Origin of the sequence: Arthrobacter sp. SX1312 (assembly GCF_002929295.1) — a bacterium.
Classification (GTDB): domain Bacteria; phylum Actinomycetota; class Actinomycetes; order Actinomycetales; family Micrococcaceae; genus Arthrobacter_D.
In genome coordinates, this window is sequence record NZ_PJIM01000002.1 from 395,386 (window position 1) to 410,552 (window position 15,167).

Below are 15,167 nucleotides of genomic sequence, written 5' to 3' on the forward strand. Positions count from 1 at the left end.
CGGCAAGCCCTGTCCCTCCTGCTGATGCAAGTAAAAATGTGCGGGCGCGCTGCCATGCAGGTGCCCCCTGAGCACCTCAACATATACACCGTCCGAGATTGACCACGCGCGGATCAGGCCAATAGTTCCCTCTTGGCGTATCGGCGGCACGCGGCGGGCGGGGGTCCTACTCGTAGACGTGCGGCGCCAGGGTGCCGATGAAATCGAGGTTGCGGTACTTCTCCGCGAAGTCGAGGCCGTAGCCGACGACGAACTCGTTGGGGATGTCGTAGCCGACGTACTTGACGTCGATCTCGACCTTCGCGGCCTCGGGCTTCCGCAGGAGGGTGCAGATCTCGACCGAGGCGGGACCGCGGGACAGGAGGTTGGCCTTGAGCCAGGAGAGCGTCAGGCCGGAGTCGATGATGTCCTCCGCGATCAGGACGTGCTTGCCCATGAGGTCGGTCTCGAGGTCCTTGAGGATCCGCACGACGCCGGAGGACTGCGTGCCCGACCCGTAGGAGGACACGGCCATCCAGTCCATCGTGATGTGGGAGTTCAGGGCCCGCGCGAGGTCCGCCATCACCATCACCGCACCCTTGAGCACGCCCACGAGGAGGATGTCCCGGCCCTGGTAGTCGGCGTCGATCTGGGCCGCGAGCTCGTTGATCCGCTGCTGGATCTCCTCCCGGGTATAGAGGACGTGCTTGAGGTCTGCCTGGACGTCGTTCGAATCCACCGATTACTCCTGGATTGGCCGGCGGAACTGCTTCCCGCCGGGACCGTTGTTGCTGCCATTGTTCCGTAGAACAAGACTGCCATAGCTTGGTTCTCCCCGGAGAACCGATCGTCCCCGCACCTGGCGGTGCACGCTGACCTTCCCGCCCAGCTGCACCGGACCCGCGGAGCCCTTCCTGTCCAGCAGCGACTCGGCGGCGCGGAGGCGCTCGAAGCTCGGCTGGTACGCGCCGAGGTCGAGGGCCGCGAGCGCGAGGACGCGCTGCCGGAGCGCTGCGGGCAGCGCGCGCAGGCCCTCCTCCGGCAGGAGCACCGCACCGTCGTCGCCCCCGGTGCGCAGGGACGCGTACGCCTCGGCGCTCAGCTGCTCGAGGAGGTCGGCGTCCTGCCCGAGGATGCGCGCCGTCCGCGCCAGCGCCCGGGCGATACCCGGCCCCAGCTGGTCCTCGAGGAACGGCAGCACCTCGCCGCGGACGCGGGAGCGCGCGTAGGAGGGGTCGAGGTTGGTGGGGTCGTGCCACGGGTCGAGGCCGTAGAAGTCGCAGATCGCCTCGGTGTCGGCCCGGCGCAGCTCGAGGAACGGCCGGAGGTAGGGTCCGCGGCGCTCCGGCATGCCGGCCAGGGACCGGGTGCCGGAACCGCGGGCGAGGCCCAGCAGCACCTGCTCCGCCTGGTCGTCGAGGGTGTGACCGAGCAGCACGGCGTCGGCCCCGAGCCGGGAGGCGGCGTCGTCGAGCGCGGCGTAGCGGGCACCGCGCGCGGCGGCCTCCGGGCCCATGCCGTCGCGCTCCACGGTGACGCGACGCACCTCGACCGGGTCGAGTCCGAGGCCCCGGGCCGCGGCGGCGGCCTGCTCGGCCGTGCCGGCGCTCCCGGCCTGCAGTCCGTGGTCGACGACGACGGCGCCCACGCGGCACCGCCCGGTGTGCGCGAAGTGCGCCGCGACGGCGGCGAGGGCCAGCGAATCGGGGCCGCCGCTGCAGGCCACGAGGACGAGCGGCAGGTGCGCGGGCTCCGGCGGCGTCCCGTCCCCTGCCGGCCGGACGGGCTCCGCCAGGAGTCCCTGGAGGCTCGCGGCGAGCAGGTTGCGTGCGGTGCCGACCGCCGGGAGCAGGCGCGGGCGCCTAGCCATGACGGCGCAGGCTCATCCTGTCGATCCACTCGTCGGGCGCGTGGATCTCCCGCTCGGTGGGGAGGTGCGACGCCGCTTCCCATACCGCGTTGAAGCCGTCCATCCCGGTCTGGCTGACGACCCTCCGCACGAACTTCGAGCCGTCGCTGTACTGGCGCATCTTCGCGTCCAGCCCCATCAGCTGCCGGATGATCTTCTCGAGGGGGCCGCGGGACTTGCCGCGGGCGTTGAAGCGCCGGCGGATGGTCTTGACGGACGGGACGATGCTGCCGTCCACACCGTCCATGACGACGTTCGCGTGGCCCTCGAGCAGGCTCATGACGGCGGTGAGGTGGGACAGGAGCGCCTTGTCCTCCGGGGCCTGCAGGAGGGAGAGCACGCCCGCGGGCCGTGGCGGCACACCCTCGGTCGCTGCACCCTCATCGCTCGGCACGGCCTCGCCGCGGGAGCGCGCCTTGGCCGCGGCGATGTTCCTGACGGCGGCGCCGAGCCGTTCGGAGAGCGTGTCCGCCTGTTCCATCAGGCCCGAGGTCAGCTGCCCGATGTTGCCGGTCATGTGGTCCTTGAGCCAGGGCGCTGCCGCGAACTGCACCCGGTGCGTCTGCTCGTGGAGGCAGACCCAGAGCCGGAAGTCGGACGGGTCCACGTTCAGCTCCCGCTCCACCGAGATGATGTTCGGCGCCACGAGCATGAGCCGGCCGCCGAGCCCGGTGCGCGGGGGGACGAACGGATCGTACTGGCCGAGGACCTTGCTGGAGAGGAACGCGAGGATCGCTCCGAGCTGCGCCCCCGTCACGGTCCCGCCCAGGGTCAGCGATGCGGACTTCAGGACCTCGGGGCGGGTTGCGGCGAGGTGGTCCAGTGCGGGTTCCATGAGGGCGCGGAAGCTCTGGGAATTGGCCCGGGACCAGGATGCGCGGTCCACGATCAGCAGTTCGGAGTCCCGCAGGTCGCGGGCGGCGTCGAGCCGCGAGATCGTGTGGACGTGGTTCACGGACGCGCCCGCGAGGTGGCGCATGTTCTCCACGGCACGGTTGATGTCGGCCGGTGTCATGGTGGGTCCGGCGGGGGTCAGGGACGCGGCCGTGGAGGCTGCGACATCCCAGTTGACCAGCTGCGGGCGGGGCGTGGCTGACTCGTTCCTGGACATGCGCCTATTCGATCACATCCCGCCGACCGCGGCTCCCAGGGACGGATCGGCGCCCCGACCCGGCTCGGCTACCGCTAGCGGCAGCCGCACCCGGCGAGGATCGCGGCCGCACGGTCGGCGGCCGCCCGTGCCTCGACCGTGGTGCCGTCGAGCCCGGCCGCGAGGAAGGAGAACACGAGGAGGCGCCCGTCGGCGGTGACCACGTGTCCCGTGAGCCCGGTGACCGCGTTCAGCGTCCCCGTCTTGGCGCGGACGGTGCCCGCTCCGGCGGCGGCCGGCCCGTCCTCCGCCGTGAACCGGGTGGAGAGGGTCCCGGTGAGGCCTGCGATGGGCAGTGATCCGGCGATGGCCGCGACGCCCGGCCGTTCCGACGTGGTGATCCCGCGCATCAGTGCGGCGAGCTGGCCGGGTGAGAGGGCGTTCCGGGTGGACAGGCCGGCTGCGTCCCCGACCAGCAGTCCCTCGCCGGGGACGCCGGTCCTCACGGCGGCGGCCGCGATGGCCTCCGTGGCCCCACCGGACGAGGCCGGGCGTCCGCTCTCGCGTGCGGCGACGCGGGCCAGGGCCTCCGCGAGGTAGTTGTCGGAGATCTCCAGCATGCGCCGGACCTGGTCCTGCAGGGGTGCCGAGTCGACGGCCGCGAGCGGTTCGGCGTCCTCGGGCGCCACCCGGCGCTGCACGTCCGGGACCACGACGATCCCGCGGTCCGCGGCCGCCGCCACGAGGGCCGCGGAGAACACGCGGGCCGCGTCGAGTGCTGCGTCCTGCGAGCGCGGCCCTCCGCTGCGCCCCTCCTCGAGCCAGGCGGAATCGACGGCCAGGGAGTGGACCGGGGCGATCTCGCCGGCCGCCACGTCCCCCTCCGCCCAGGTGGGGTTGAGGGTCGCCCCGACGAACAGGGTGTCGTCGAGGTACACGGTGTAGGTCCCCGGACCGGGCAGGGCGGCGGCCGCCTCGGCGGCGAGGGTCCCGAGGCCCGCCCGCCCGACGACGGCGTCCGGATCCGACGTCCCGGAACCGAGGAGGACGTCACCGCCGCCGCGGAGATAGAGGGCCCCGGGCGTCGACTCCGCGGCGAGGACCGACGTCGTCAGGACCTGCCCCGGCTGCCCGAACGTCATGACGGCCACCGCGGTGAGGAGCTTGATGTTGGAGGCCGGCGCCTGGAGGCGCGCGGCGTCCCGGGCGTAGAGGACGCTCCCGTCCGTGGAGTCGAGGACGGTCCCGGCGAGGGTGCCCGTGCCCGGGATCCGGAGGGCCGCGTCGAGCTCCGGCCCCAGCACGGCCGGGTCGGGGGCCGGGGCCGACGGCGAGAGGGGGGTGACGACGTCGGGCACGGCCACGGCCGTCGGCGGGACCTGGGCCGCCGGCGTGACCGGCGGTGCCACCGGCGTCGGCGGGGCCACCGCGGCCAGCACGCCCGGCGTGAGGTGGGTGGCCACGGGCACTGCGATCGCTGCCATGGCCAGGACCAGGAGGAGGCCGGCCAGCAGGCGGAGCGGGCGCACGGGGTGTCCTTTCGCGCAGTGCCGGGAGGAGCACTGCAGGTACGGAGAATGCCCGGGTACCGGCGGACGACCGATATGTTAGGGCTGACGATCAAACAGTAGACCGCGGAGCCCCCTTTTCCCGAGGGCGCGGCCGCGGGACGACACCACCGACCTACCCCAGGAGTTGCCATGAAGCTCGACGTCACCATCGAGATCCCGAAGGGCTCGCGCGTCAAGTACGAGATCGACCACGACACCCACCGGCTGCGCCTCGACCGCGTCCTGTTCACGGCCATGCAGTACCCCACGCACTACGGCTACTTCGAGAACACGCTCGGCGAGGACGGCGATCCGCTGGACGCCCTGGTCATGCTGCAGGACTTCGACCTCATCCCGGGCGTCCTCGTGGAATCGCGTCCCATCGGCGTCTTCAACATGGTCGACGACGGCGGCGGGGACGCCAAGGTGCTCTGCGTCCCCGTGGACCCGCGCTTCGACCACATCCAGGACCTGTCCGACGTCTCGGACTTCCTGCTCGACGAGATCAAGCACTTCTTCACGAAGTACAAGGACCTCGAGCCGGGCAAGTGGGTCGAGGCCGCGGACTGGGCCGGGCGCGAGGAGGCCGAGGCCGAGGTCGAGGCATCCCTGCAGCGCTTCAAGGATCTCGGCGACGTGAGCGCGGAGGACGAGCCGCAGGGCCGCTCGGTCGACGTCGAGGCGAAGAACGCCACGGAGACGCCCGAGGGACGCTAGCCGGGGAGCCGCACGGGAGCCCCTGCCGTCGTCCCATCGGGAGGACGGCCGGGGCTCCCGTGCGTCCAGGGCCCGAACGCACGCGAAATCAACGCACTTGCGTTGATTCGCATCCTCGGGACTCCATACTGATGCAATGCACTACGTCCTGACGATCAACCAGCGAGACTCGCGTGAGGCCGGGGACCTCACCGCCGACCTGCTGAGGTCGCTGCGCCACGTGCCCGCCGCGGTGCCGTTCCAGCGGTCCGTCGGCGACGAGGTGCAGGGCGTGACGGACTCGGCGACGGCGGCCGTCGAGGCGGCGCTCCGCGCCCTCCGCCACCGGCGCTGGTACGTGGGCGTCGGCGTCGGCGGCCTCACGCCCCCCGTGCCCGAACGCCTCGTGGAAGCGGAGGGCTACGGCCTCGTGTACGCCCGCCGCGCGGTGGACAGGGCCCGGAGGACCGGAGAACGGATTCCGCTCGCGGTCGAGGGGCCGGACGGCGACATCGCGGCCGAGGCGGAGGCCGTGCTGCGGCTGCTCGGCCAGATCGTCGCCACACGGACGGACGCCGAGTGGGCCGTCGTGGACCTCATGACGCCCGGGGCGCGGGGGCAGCAGAAGTACGTGGCGCAGGAACTCGGGATCACCACGCAGGCGGTCAGCCGGGCCGTCGTCCGGTCCCACTGGACGGAGGAGTGGGCCACGCGGCCCGCCGCGGCACGGCTGCTGGACCTCGCGCACGGTCCCGCGTCCCTCCCCCCGGCGGCCCTGGCCTACTGATCCGCAGGAGCGGCCGCTGGTTCCCGGGGGTCGGACGAGGGGGGTCAGACGAGGGAGCGGAGGACCTTCGCCGCGCCGTCGTCGTACACGCTGCCGGTGACCTCGGAGGCGACCGAGCGGACCTCGTCCGGCGCCTGCCCCATGGCGACGCCGCGCCCCGCCCACTGGAGCATCTCGATGTCGTTGCGGCCGTCGCCCACGGCGACCGTGTGCGCCCGGGAGGTGCCGAGGCGGTCCCTGAGGACCTCCAGGGCGCTGGCCTTCGTGACGCCCGCTGCGGCGATGTCGAGCCACGCGGTCCAGCCCACCGAGTAGGTGACGCCGTGCAGGCCGATGGCTGCGACGGCCTCGCCGAACTCCTCGGCCGAACTGTCGGTGCTGAAGACCACGACGCGCACGGCGCGGGACTCGAGCATCTCCTCGAATCCGACGCTCTCCGCTTCCGAGCCGAAGCTCGCATCCTGGAAGCTCTCGGTCGAGAGGAACCTGCCGCGGTCGTCCTCCAGGGCGTACTTGGCGGACGGCAGGCGGTCCCGCAGCGCGCTGAGGGCCGGCCTGGGGTCGAAGGTCACGCGGTCGATGACCTCGAACCCCCCGGGGAGGGCCGCGTCGATCCTCAGCGTGACGCCCCCGTTGGAGCACACGGCATAGCCCCGCGTGATGCCGAGGAGCCCGATCACGGGCAGCGTGGCCCCGAGGGAGCGCCCCGTGGCGATGATGACGTCGTGCCCGGCTTCGATGACGGCCCGGGCGGCGTCGCGGACCTCGTCCGTCATGGCACCCTCGTGGTCCACGAGGGTGCCGTCGACGTCGAGGGCGACCAGATGCTGTGTGCGGTTGTCCTGCCGGTCATCGATGCCGGCGTTGGTCAGAGTAGTCATACCCCTTAGTGAAGCAGACGCCCCCGAGACGCGGCTAGCGTGGCGCCAGTACGGGAAGGATCTCCAGTCCGTTCAGGTACGGACGCAGGGCGGCGGGAACCGTCACCGAGCCGTCCGGGTTCTGGTGGTGCTCGAGGATCGCGACGATCCAGCGCGTGGTGGCGAGGGTCCCGTTGAGGGTCGCGACGGCGCGCGTGCCCTTCTGCCCGTCCCCGTCCCGGCGTTCGCGGATGTTCAGCCGGCGGGACTGGAAGGTGGTGCAGTTCGACGTCGAGGTCAGCTCGCGGTAGTCGCCCTGCGTGGGGACCCACGCCTCGCAGTCGAACTTGCGGGCGGCGGACATGCCGAGGTCGCCGGCCGCGGTGTCGATGACGCGGTAGGGCAGCTCCACCTTCGCGAGCATCTCCTCTTCCCAGGCCAGCATGCGCTCGTGCTCCGCGGGGGCGTCCTCCACCGTGGTGTAGGTGAACATCTCCACCTTGTTGAACTGGTGCACGCGGATGATCCCGCGGGTGTCCTTGCCGTGCGAGCCCGCCTCACGGCGGTAGCAGGACGACCAGCCCGCATAGCGGAGGGGACCCGCGCCGAGGTCGAGGATCTCGTCGGAGTGGTATCCGGCGAGGGCGACCTCGGAGGTGCCCACCAGGTAGAGGTCGTCCGCCTCGAGCCGGTAGATCTCGGCGTCGTGGGCGATGTCGAAGCCGGTGCCCTGCATGGTCTCGGGGCGGACGAGGGTGGGGGTGATCATGGGCGTGAACCCGGCCTCCATCGCCTGGTCCAGCGCCATCCGCAGCAGGGCCAGCTCCAGGCGCGCCCCCACGCCCTTCAGGAAGTAGAAGCGCGATCCGGAGACCTTGGCGCCCCGCTCCATGTCGATCGCCCCGATCAGCTCGCCGATCTCGAGGTGGTCACGGGGCTCGAAACCCTCGGCCGCGAAGTCGCGGGGGGTCCCGACCTTCCTGACGACCGCGTAGTCGTCCTCGCCACCCTCCGGCACGCCCTCCTGCACGAGGTTGGGGAGCTTCCGCAGCAGGGTCTCCTGGTCCGCCTTGGCCTCCTCGGATGCCGCTGCAGCGGCCTTCACGGCACCGGCGAGCTCCTTGACCTCGGCGAGCAGCGCCTGCTTCTCCTCACCCCTGGCCTGGGCGACCCTCTTGCCGAAGGCGTTCTGCTCGGCGCGGAGCGTCTCGTAGGCCGTCACGGCCTCACGGCGGCGCGTGTCGGCGGCGAGGACGGCGTCGACCAGCGACTCGTCCGCCCGGCGGGCACGCTGTGATGCTCGGAACTGCTCGGGATTCAGGCGGAGGTCGTTGACGTCGATCACCCGCTAAGACTACCCAACCTCCGGTCCCCGCCCGGCCCGGCGGGACGGGCCGCTATTGTGGGTGATCATGCGCCGCAAACTGCTCGCCGGGACCGCTGCGGCGTCCGCCGCCGTCGCATCCATCCAGTCCTACTGGTCCGTGCGACGCCTCCAGCAGACCCGGACGCCCACGGCGTCCGTCCATGAACCCGTACCGGTGGGCAGCGGGCCACAGCGTGTGGCCCTCGTCCTGAATCCCACCAAGCTGCAGGCCCACGCCGCGCGGGCGCTCGTGGAACAGGCGTGCTCCGATGCCGGCTGGACCCCTCCGCTCATCCTCGAGACCACGATCGCGGACCCGGGCACGGGCCAGGCGGAGCAGGCCCTGGCGGCCGGGGCGGACCTCGTGATCGCCGCGGGCGGGGACGGGACGGTGCGCGCCGTCGCCCGGGCCCTCGCGCACCAGCCCGCGGCCCTCGGCCTGCTGCCGCTCGGGACCGGCAACCTGCTGGTGCGTAATCTCGGCCTGCCGTACAACGACGTCGCCGGGTGCCTCCGCCTCGCGCTGCACGGCTTCGAACGGCGGATCGACATGGGACGGATCACGCTCCGCAACGAGCACACGATGACGGTGTCGGAGTATCCCTTCCTCGTGATGGGCGGGATCGGCTTCGACGCGAGCGTCATGGCGGCCACCAAGGACGACCTCAAGGAGAAGTACGGCTGGCTCGCCTACAGCGAGGCCGGCATGCGGCACCTGCCCGGCAGGCGGCGGCGCATCTCGATCAGCCTGGACGGCCAGCCCCCGCAGACCCGGAAGGTGCGCAGCCTCCTCGTGGCCAACTGCGGGAAGCTGCCGGCCGGCGTGGACTTCGTGCCCGACGCGCGGATCGACGACGGCTACCTCGACGTCGTGGTGCTCAGTCCGCGGAGCCTGCTCGGCTGGACCTTCATGGCCGCGAAGATCCTCCTCCGGCACCGCGGCGGCATCCCCGTCATCAGCTACTACCGCGCCCGGGAGGTCACCGTGTGGTCCGGGGAACCGATCGCCACGCAGCTCGACGGCGACGCCTCGGGGACGGTCACGTCGATGACGGCCCGCGCGGATCCGGGTGCCCTGATGGTGCGGGTGCCGCCTCCGGTGCCCGGACCACCGGGGTCCGCTCCGGCCCTGTCGCTCCCGTCCTGGCGGCGACCGCCGCTCCCCGCAGGACAGGAGTCCCGCGGCCGCTCCTAGCGGTCGCGGTCGGTGTATCCGCCCTCGCCCTCGGGCGTATCGACGAGCGGCTTGTCCTTGTCGGTGTACTCGCCCTCCTCGGCCGGGTTCTCGGCGGAGGTGTACCCGCCCGACCCGCCTGCGGGTTCGGCACTGGTGTAGTGGCCCTCGTCCTCGACGGCGTCCCCGGCCGACCCGCCCTCGGCCTGCTCGTTGATCAGCGCCTGCTCCTCCGCGAAGCGGAGATCGTTGCCCTGGTCGCCGGCGTCGCCGTGCCAGTTGGGATCCGACGTCGAGCCGTCACCCTTGTTGGGGTTCACGATGTGTCCTTCGTGCGAGTTCTCGGTCATGATGCTGCCTTTCATCGGAGGATGCGCTCCTCGTTGGGCGCCCGCTGCCAGCGTACTGAGGAACGGGATGGTTGGAAATGCTCGGTGTCAGTCGCGCAGCAGTTCCTGCACGGCCTTCTCCGAGGCCGAGTAGGAGGTGATGGGGATGACCTCGCCGCTCATGAAACGATCGACGAGCCGCGGGTCCACGTAGGAGCTCCTGGCCACCGTGGGCGTGTTGCCGAGGTGGTCGGCGACGGCCCGCATGGTGGCACTGACCGCCTTCTGGCGGGCCGTGCGGGTCGTGGCAGCGAGATCCTCCCTGGCGAGGGCCATGGCGGCGACGACGGTGGCCTGCCACGTCCGGAAGTCCTTGGCGGTGAACGGCCCGCCCGTGACCTGCCGCAGGAACTCGTTGAGCTGGGAGCCGTCCACGTGGTGCCATACGCCGTCCTCGGTCCGGTGGGCGAGGACGGTGTCGGGGTCCTCGCGCTCCAGCATCGGACGCAGCGCCTCGGCGAGGTCCTCGTCCTCCAGGCGGGTGTCCCACTGCTGGCCGCTCTTGCCGGGGAAGTCGAACAGGATGACGTCCCCCTGGACGGTGCAGTGCTCCACCAGCAGCGTCGTGACGCCGAAGGACCCGTTGGCCTCCGCGTACTGGGCCGACCCGATCCTCAGGGCACCGGCGTCGACGATCCGGAGCGCGGCCGCGAAGGCGCGCTCCCTGGACACCCCGTCGCTGCGCAGGTGCTGGGTGATGGCACGGCGGGCACTCGGCAGTTTCGCGCCGAAGTCCAGGGCGCGGTCGAACTTCTCGCGGTCCTTCTGCTCCCGCCACGCCGGGTGGTACATGTACTGCCGCCGGCCGGCGTCGTCCGTCCCGATGGCCTGGACGTGGCCGTTGGGGTAGGGCGCGATCCACACGTCCTTCCACGCCGGCGGGATCACCAGGTCCCTGATGCGCTGCACCTCGTCGGGGTCCCGGAGCGGCGCGCCGTCCGGCGCACGGTAGCTGAAGCCCTTGCCGTGCCGGCGGCGGGTGATACCGGGCCTGCGCGTATTGCTGCGCCGCAAACGAGCCATCGTGGAACCAGCCTTCGGTGGGAGGAGGACCTTCGATACTAAGCCTACTGTGTTTCAGCTCCTCCTCGCTCGGCGCCCTCCCGGCCCCGGACGATGTCCTCCAGCCAGGCGTCGGCAGCCCCGAAGGCGTCGTCGGAGGTGTGGCGCTCCACGGCCGGGGAGCGCCGGTCGGCGCGGGCGTACGAGCCGAGGAACCGCAGGTCGGGGCTGATGCGGTGCAGGCCCTTGAGGGCGTCGGCCACCCGGGCGTCCTCGACGTGGCCGTCGGCGTCCACGCTGAAGAAGTAGTCGCCGAGGAACTGCCCCGTGGGCCGCGACTCGATACGGCTCAGATTCACGCCCCGGGCCGCGAACTGGTCGAGGATCTGCATGAGGGCGCCGGGGTGGTCCTCCGGCAGCGGGATCACGAGAGTGGTCTTGTCGGCTCCCGTGCGCGGGGGCAGGGCGTCCGGCCTGCCCACCAGGATGAAGCGGGTGACGGCGTCGGTGACGTCCCCGATGTCCGTGGCGAGCACGGCGAGGCCGAGGCGTTCGGCGACGAGGGGCGAGCAGATCGCCGCGTCGTAGCCGTGATCGTCGCCGGCGAGCCCGAAGGCGGCCGCCGCGGTCGACGACGACGGGAAGTACTCGGCCTCCCGCACGTGCGCGTCGACCCAGTTCCTGCACTGCGCCCAGGCGTGCCCGTGCGTCGCGATGCGCCGGACCGCGTCCAGCGCGGTGCCCGGCCGGGCGGCGAGGACGAAGGTGATGGGCACGAGCTCCTCGCGCAGGATGCGCAGCGGCTCCCCCACCGCGATGGCGTCCAGGGTCGCGCTCACCCCGCCCTCGACCGAGTTCTCGATGGGCACCATCGCAGCGTCGACGGAACGCGCGCGGACGGCGTCGAGCGCCGCCCCCACCGTCACGGCAGGGACGCGGCGCGCGGCGTCGGCGCCCGGCACCTGGAGCAGGGCGGCCTCGGTGAAGGTCCCCTCGGGCCCCAGGTAGGCGTAGGAGGGACCGTCCGTCCGGGCGGGGCCGCTCACAGGACCGTGGGCTCGCCGCCCACCTCGGACACCATCGGCTTCCCGGCCTCGAGCCAGGCGCCCATGCCCCCGCTCACGTTGACGGCCGTGTAGCCGTTCCCCTCCAGCCATTCGGCGGCGCGCTGCGACCTGCCCCCGCTGCGGCAGATCACGTGCAGGTCCTCGTCCGGATCCAGTTCCCCGAGCCGGGCGGGCAGCTCCCCGAGGGGGACGTGCAGCGCGCCGGCCACGTGCCCGGCCTCCCATTCGTACTGCTCGCGGACGTCGAGGATGCGCGCGTCGTCGGGTACTGCCGTCACCGGTACGTTCTCGATTTCGCTCATGCACCCACCTTTTCACGGGGCGGCGGGGCGTCGCTATTGCTACGGTCCGCCCCGCCCTGCGGCGGCTCCTATAGTGGTCCCTGATGAGCGAACTCCACGAACTCTCCGCACTCACCCTCCGGGACGCCCTGGCGCGCGGCGCCGCCGGCGCCCGGGAGGTCACCGAGCACTTCCTCCGCCGGATCGACGCCCTGGACCCCGAGCTCGGCTCGTTCGTCACGGTCACGCACGACGACGCCCTCCGCGCCGCCGACAACGCCGATCGCGTCCGCGCCTCGGGTGCGGCCCTCGGCCCCCTGCACGGCATGCCCCTCGCCCACAAGGACCTCACCGACGTCGCCGGCGTGCGGACCACGCTGGGTACGGCCGCCCTCGACCACGCCGTCGCCGGGCAGGACGCCCCGCTCGCCGCGGTGCTGCGCCGGGCCGGGGCCGTCAGCCTCGGCAAGACCCAGGTGCCCGAGTTCGGGCTGAGCTGCTACAGCGAGAACCGCATCGCCCCGCCGGCCCGCAACCCCCTCGACCGCCGGCTCAGCCCGGGCGGCTCCTCCGGCGGCAGCGCCGCGGCGGTGGCGGCGCGGTTGATCCCGTTCGCGCCCGGGACGGACGGCGGCGGATCCATCCGCATCCCCGCGGCCGCCACCGGCCTGGTGGGCCTCAAGCCGAACCGGGGCCGGGTGCCGTCGGGATCCGGGCAGGCCGATCTCGGCCAGTTCGTCGTCGCCGGCCCCCTCGCCCACTCCGCGGTGGACGCCGGGCTGCTGCTCGATGCACTGGTGCAGGAACCGAACTACCGGCCCACGAGCGCGGCGTCCCGCTACCCGGGCTCCTTCACGGACGCGGCCCTGCGGGCCGAGGGGCGCTTCCGGATCGGCGTCAGCACGGCGTCGCCCTTCGCCCGGGCCATGGAGATCGGCCTCGACAGCGCCGCCACGGACGCGTTCACCGCCGGCATCGGGACGCTGCAGCGCGCCGGCCACGACCTCGTGGAGGCCGACCTCACCTACGACCCGCGCTACCACGACGCCTTCCAGCTCGTCTGGACGGCCGGACTGGCCACGGCCCCGATCCCCGACGACCGCGAGGACCGCCTGACGGACATCACGCGGGTGCTGCGGCGCCGGGCCCTCGGACGCAGCGCGGCCGACCTCGCAGGCGCCGTCGACGTGCTGCGGCTGTTCGAGCACGACACCATCGAGCAGTACTCCCGCTACGACATGATCCTCACACCGGCGCTCGCCATGACCCCGCGACCGATCGGCTGGTACACCGACGCCGACGGCGACACCGACTACGTGCGGCAGTGCCAGTACTCGCCCTACACCTCGATGGTGAACGTCTGCGGCCTGCCCGCCGTCACCGTCCCGACCCTGCGCCTGCCCGACGGCCTGTCGATGAGCGTGCAGCTCATCGGCAGGCCCGGGGAGGAGGCGCAACTGCTCGCCGCGGCGGCGCACATCGAGGCACATCGGCAGTAGTTCCGCGACTTTGCATCCCCCGGTGCCGCGCGGCACCATGGAAAGAATGAGTACCACGCTGCCCGCCGTCGACACCGGCGAGAAGACATTCCTCGGCCACCCCCGCATGCTCGCCAACCTCTTCAGCGTCGAACTGTGGGAGCGGTTCTCGTTCTACGGGATGCAGGCGCTGCTCCTCTACTACATGACGTACTCCCTGGCCGAGGGCGGCCTCGGGTTCGACCCGGGACTGGCGGCCGGACTCGTGGGCGCGTACGGCGGCGGCGTCTACCTCTCGACGATCCTCGGCGCGTGGCTCGCCGACCGCGTGTTCGGCTCGGAGCGGGTGCTGTTCTCCTCGGCGATCGTCATCATGTGCGGGCACGTCGCCCTCGCCCTGCTGCCCGGCGTGACGGGCCTCGCGGCCGGCCTCGTGCTGGTCGGTGTCGGCTCCGGCGGGCTCAAGGCGAACGCCTCCTCGCTCGTCGGCACGCTCTACCGGTCCGGTGACGATCGACGCGATGCCGGCTTCTCCATCTTCTACATGGGCATCAACATCGGCGCCCTCGTGGGCCCGCTGCTGACGAACCTGGCCTGGGACGCCTACGGCTTCCATGTGGGCTTCGGACTGGCCGCGGTCGGCATGGCCGCAGGGCTGATCCAGTACTCCCTCGCCCGCAGGAATCTCCCGGCGGCAGCGCACGAGGTCGAGAATCCCCTGCCCCGCACCGAGTACCGGCGCTGGATCGGCATCGCCGCCGCCGCCGTCGCGCTCCTCGTCGTGGTCCTGGCCACCGGGCTGCTCAACGCCGGCAATCTGGCCGACGTCATGGCGTACACGGCGATCGCCGCGACCATCGCCTACTTCGCGGTGATCCTCTCGAGCAGCAAGGTCTCCGGCGTCGAGCGGCGCCGGGTGTACTCCTTCATGCCGCTCTTCGTGGCCAGCGCCGCATTCTGGTCCCTGTTCCAGCAGCAGTTCACCGTGGTGGCGCTCTACTCCGAGAGCCGCCTGGACCGGAACCTGTTCGGGTGGGAGATGCCCCCCGGCATGGTGCAGTCCATCAACCCCGTGTTCATCATCATCTTCGCCGGGGTCTTCGCCACCCTGTGGACGCGGCTCGGCAGCCGCCAGCCGTCCTCGCCCGTGAAGTTCTCCCTCGGCCTCATCGTCATGGGTATCGCCTTCCTCGCCTTCATCCCCTTCGCCGGTGGCGGGCCCAACAGCACGCCGCTGATGGGCCTTGCCGCGATCCTGCTGCTGTTCACCTTCGCGGAGCTGTTCATCTCCCCCATCGGCCTGTCCGTGACCACCAAGCTGGCGCCCGAGGCGTTCCGCACCCAGATGCTCGCCCTGTTCTTCCTCTCCATCTCGCTCGGCACCACGGTGTCCGGCCTGCTCGCCGGCCTCTACTCCGAGGAGACGGAGGTGCCGTACTTCGCGTTCAGCGGTGTCACGGCGATCATCCTGGGCGCGGCACTGCTCGCGGGAGCCCCCGCGATCCGGAAGGCCATGAGCGGCGTCCGGTAGCTCCGGCC

At 72.0% G+C, this 15,167-nt stretch carries 15 protein-coding genes; 5 read left to right on the forward strand and 10 right to left on the reverse strand.

The window, feature by feature from the left end:
* Window positions 1-166 precede the first annotated feature (166 nt).
* From hpt to dacB, 4 genes are all read right to left on the reverse strand, one after another.
* Window positions 167-718 carry a hypoxanthine phosphoribosyltransferase gene (gene hpt, locus CXQ92_RS09280; protein ID WP_104167465.1) on the reverse strand — a complete coding sequence of 184 codons (552 nt, stop codon included), beginning with the start codon at window positions 716-718 and terminating at the stop codon, window positions 167-169.
* Between the two features lie 3 nt (window positions 719-721).
* Window positions 722-1,849 carry a tRNA lysidine(34) synthetase TilS gene (tilS, locus tag CXQ92_RS09285; protein WP_104167467.1) on the reverse strand — a complete coding sequence of 376 codons (1,128 nt, stop codon included), beginning with the start codon at window positions 1,847-1,849 and terminating at the stop codon, window positions 722-724.
* Window positions 1,842-2,999: a zinc-dependent metalloprotease gene (locus CXQ92_RS09290; RefSeq protein WP_104167469.1), complete on the reverse strand. Its 1,158-nt coding sequence runs from the start codon at window positions 2,997-2,999 to the stop codon at window positions 1,842-1,844. Before CXQ92_RS09290 ends, tilS begins: the two co-directional genes overlap by 8 nt.
* Before the next feature lie 74 nt (window positions 3,000-3,073).
* Entirely contained in the window at window positions 3,074-4,507 is a 1,434-nt protein-coding gene (gene dacB / locus CXQ92_RS09295) for a D-alanyl-D-alanine carboxypeptidase/D-alanyl-D-alanine-endopeptidase (protein WP_104167471.1), read from the reverse strand.
* A 171-nt stretch (window positions 4,508-4,678) separates the two neighbouring features.
* Between dacB and CXQ92_RS09300 the strand changes: the two genes are divergently transcribed.
* Together CXQ92_RS09300 and CXQ92_RS09305 are read left to right on the forward strand one after the other, a co-directional pair.
* A complete protein-coding gene (locus tag CXQ92_RS09300) occupies window positions 4,679-5,245 on the forward strand; it encodes an inorganic diphosphatase (protein ID WP_104167473.1) in 567 nt (188 codons plus the stop codon).
* Window positions 5,246-5,381: 136 nt separating this feature from the next.
* A complete protein-coding gene (locus CXQ92_RS09305; RefSeq protein WP_104167475.1) occupies window positions 5,382-6,011 on the forward strand; it encodes a hypothetical protein in 630 nt (209 codons plus the stop codon).
* Between the two features lie 44 nt (window positions 6,012-6,055).
* On the opposite strand, the gene CXQ92_RS09310 is transcribed toward CXQ92_RS09305, so the two are convergent.
* Together CXQ92_RS09310 and serS are read right to left on the reverse strand one after the other, a co-directional pair.
* A complete protein-coding gene (locus CXQ92_RS09310; RefSeq protein WP_104167476.1) occupies window positions 6,056-6,892 on the reverse strand; it encodes an HAD family hydrolase in 837 nt (278 codons plus the stop codon).
* A 34-nt stretch (window positions 6,893-6,926) separates the two neighbouring features.
* A complete protein-coding gene (serS, locus tag CXQ92_RS09315) occupies window positions 6,927-8,216 on the reverse strand; it encodes a serine--tRNA ligase (RefSeq protein ID WP_104167477.1) in 1,290 nt (429 codons plus the stop codon).
* A 67-nt stretch (window positions 8,217-8,283) separates the two neighbouring features.
* Between serS and CXQ92_RS09320 the strand changes: the two genes are divergently transcribed.
* Window positions 8,284-9,432 carry a diacylglycerol kinase family protein gene (locus CXQ92_RS09320; RefSeq protein ID WP_104168180.1) on the forward strand — a complete coding sequence of 383 codons (1,149 nt, stop codon included), beginning with the start codon at window positions 8,284-8,286 and terminating at the stop codon, window positions 9,430-9,432.
* Here CXQ92_RS09320 and CXQ92_RS09325 read toward each other — a convergent pair.
* The 4 genes from CXQ92_RS09325 to CXQ92_RS09340 all read right to left on the reverse strand — a co-directional run bounded on the left by CXQ92_RS09325 (window position 9,429) and on the right by CXQ92_RS09340 (window position 12,171).
* Window positions 9,429-9,761: a hypothetical protein gene (locus tag CXQ92_RS09325; protein ID WP_146067425.1), complete on the reverse strand. Its 333-nt coding sequence runs from the start codon at window positions 9,759-9,761 to the stop codon at window positions 9,429-9,431. The two genes, CXQ92_RS09320 and CXQ92_RS09325, sit on opposite strands and share 4 nt — an antisense overlap.
* Before the next feature lie 87 nt (window positions 9,762-9,848).
* On the reverse strand, window positions 9,849-10,823 hold the full coding sequence (locus CXQ92_RS09330) for a DNA topoisomerase IB (protein ID WP_104167479.1): 975 nt from the start codon (window positions 10,821-10,823) through the stop codon (window positions 9,849-9,851).
* Window positions 10,824-10,867: 44 nt separating this feature from the next.
* Window positions 10,868-11,848: a prephenate dehydratase gene (gene pheA / locus CXQ92_RS09335; protein ID WP_258069836.1), complete on the reverse strand. Its 981-nt coding sequence runs from the start codon at window positions 11,846-11,848 to the stop codon at window positions 10,868-10,870.
* On the reverse strand, window positions 11,845-12,171 hold the full coding sequence (locus tag CXQ92_RS09340; protein WP_104167481.1) for a rhodanese-like domain-containing protein: 327 nt from the start codon (window positions 12,169-12,171) through the stop codon (window positions 11,845-11,847). The genes pheA and CXQ92_RS09340 overlap by 4 nt, the downstream gene beginning before the upstream one ends.
* 83 nt (window positions 12,172-12,254) lie before the next feature.
* On the opposite strand from CXQ92_RS09340, the gene CXQ92_RS09345 reads away from it, so the two are divergent.
* Both CXQ92_RS09345 and CXQ92_RS09350 read left to right on the forward strand, forming a co-directional pair.
* Window positions 12,255-13,649: an amidase gene (locus tag CXQ92_RS09345; RefSeq protein ID WP_104167482.1), complete on the forward strand. Its 1,395-nt coding sequence runs from the start codon at window positions 12,255-12,257 to the stop codon at window positions 13,647-13,649.
* Window positions 13,650-13,695: 46 nt separating this feature from the next.
* Window positions 13,696-15,159, forward strand: a complete 1,464-nt coding sequence (locus CXQ92_RS09350) for a peptide MFS transporter (protein ID WP_104167483.1) — start codon at window positions 13,696-13,698, stop codon at window positions 15,157-15,159.
* Window positions 15,160-15,167 lie beyond the last annotated feature (8 nt).

Excerpts from the sequence above, each read along its gene's own strand:
- tilS (WP_104167467.1), bottom strand. The coding sequence starts at position 1,849 with ATGGCTAGGCGCCCGCGCCTGCTCCCGGCGGTCGGCACCGCACGCAAC.
- CXQ92_RS09290 (WP_104167469.1), bottom strand. The coding sequence starts at position 2,999 with ATGTCCAGGAACGAGTCAGCCACGCCCCGCCCGCAGCTGGTCAACTGG.
- CXQ92_RS09300 (WP_104167473.1), top strand. The coding sequence starts at position 4,679 with ATGAAGCTCGACGTCACCATCGAGATCCCGAAGGGCTCGCGCGTCAAG.
- CXQ92_RS09305 (WP_104167475.1), top strand. The coding sequence starts at position 5,382 with ATGCACTACGTCCTGACGATCAACCAGCGAGACTCGCGTGAGGCCGGG.
- CXQ92_RS09310 (WP_104167476.1), bottom strand. The coding sequence starts at position 6,892 with ATGACTACTCTGACCAACGCCGGCATCGATGACCGGCAGGACAACCGC.
- CXQ92_RS09320 (WP_104168180.1), top strand. The coding sequence starts at position 8,284 with ATGCGCCGCAAACTGCTCGCCGGGACCGCTGCGGCGTCCGCCGCCGTC.
- CXQ92_RS09325 (WP_146067425.1), bottom strand. The coding sequence starts at position 9,761 with ATGACCGAGAACTCGCACGAAGGACACATCGTGAACCCCAACAAGGGT.
- CXQ92_RS09330 (WP_104167479.1), bottom strand. The coding sequence starts at position 10,823 with ATGGCTCGTTTGCGGCGCAGCAATACGCGCAGGCCCGGTATCACCCGC.
- CXQ92_RS09340 (WP_104167481.1), bottom strand. The coding sequence starts at position 12,171 with ATGAGCGAAATCGAGAACGTACCGGTGACGGCAGTACCCGACGACGCG.
- CXQ92_RS09345 (WP_104167482.1), top strand. The coding sequence starts at position 12,255 with ATGAGCGAACTCCACGAACTCTCCGCACTCACCCTCCGGGACGCCCTG.
- CXQ92_RS09350 (WP_104167483.1), top strand. The coding sequence starts at position 13,696 with ATGAGTACCACGCTGCCCGCCGTCGACACCGGCGAGAAGACATTCCTC.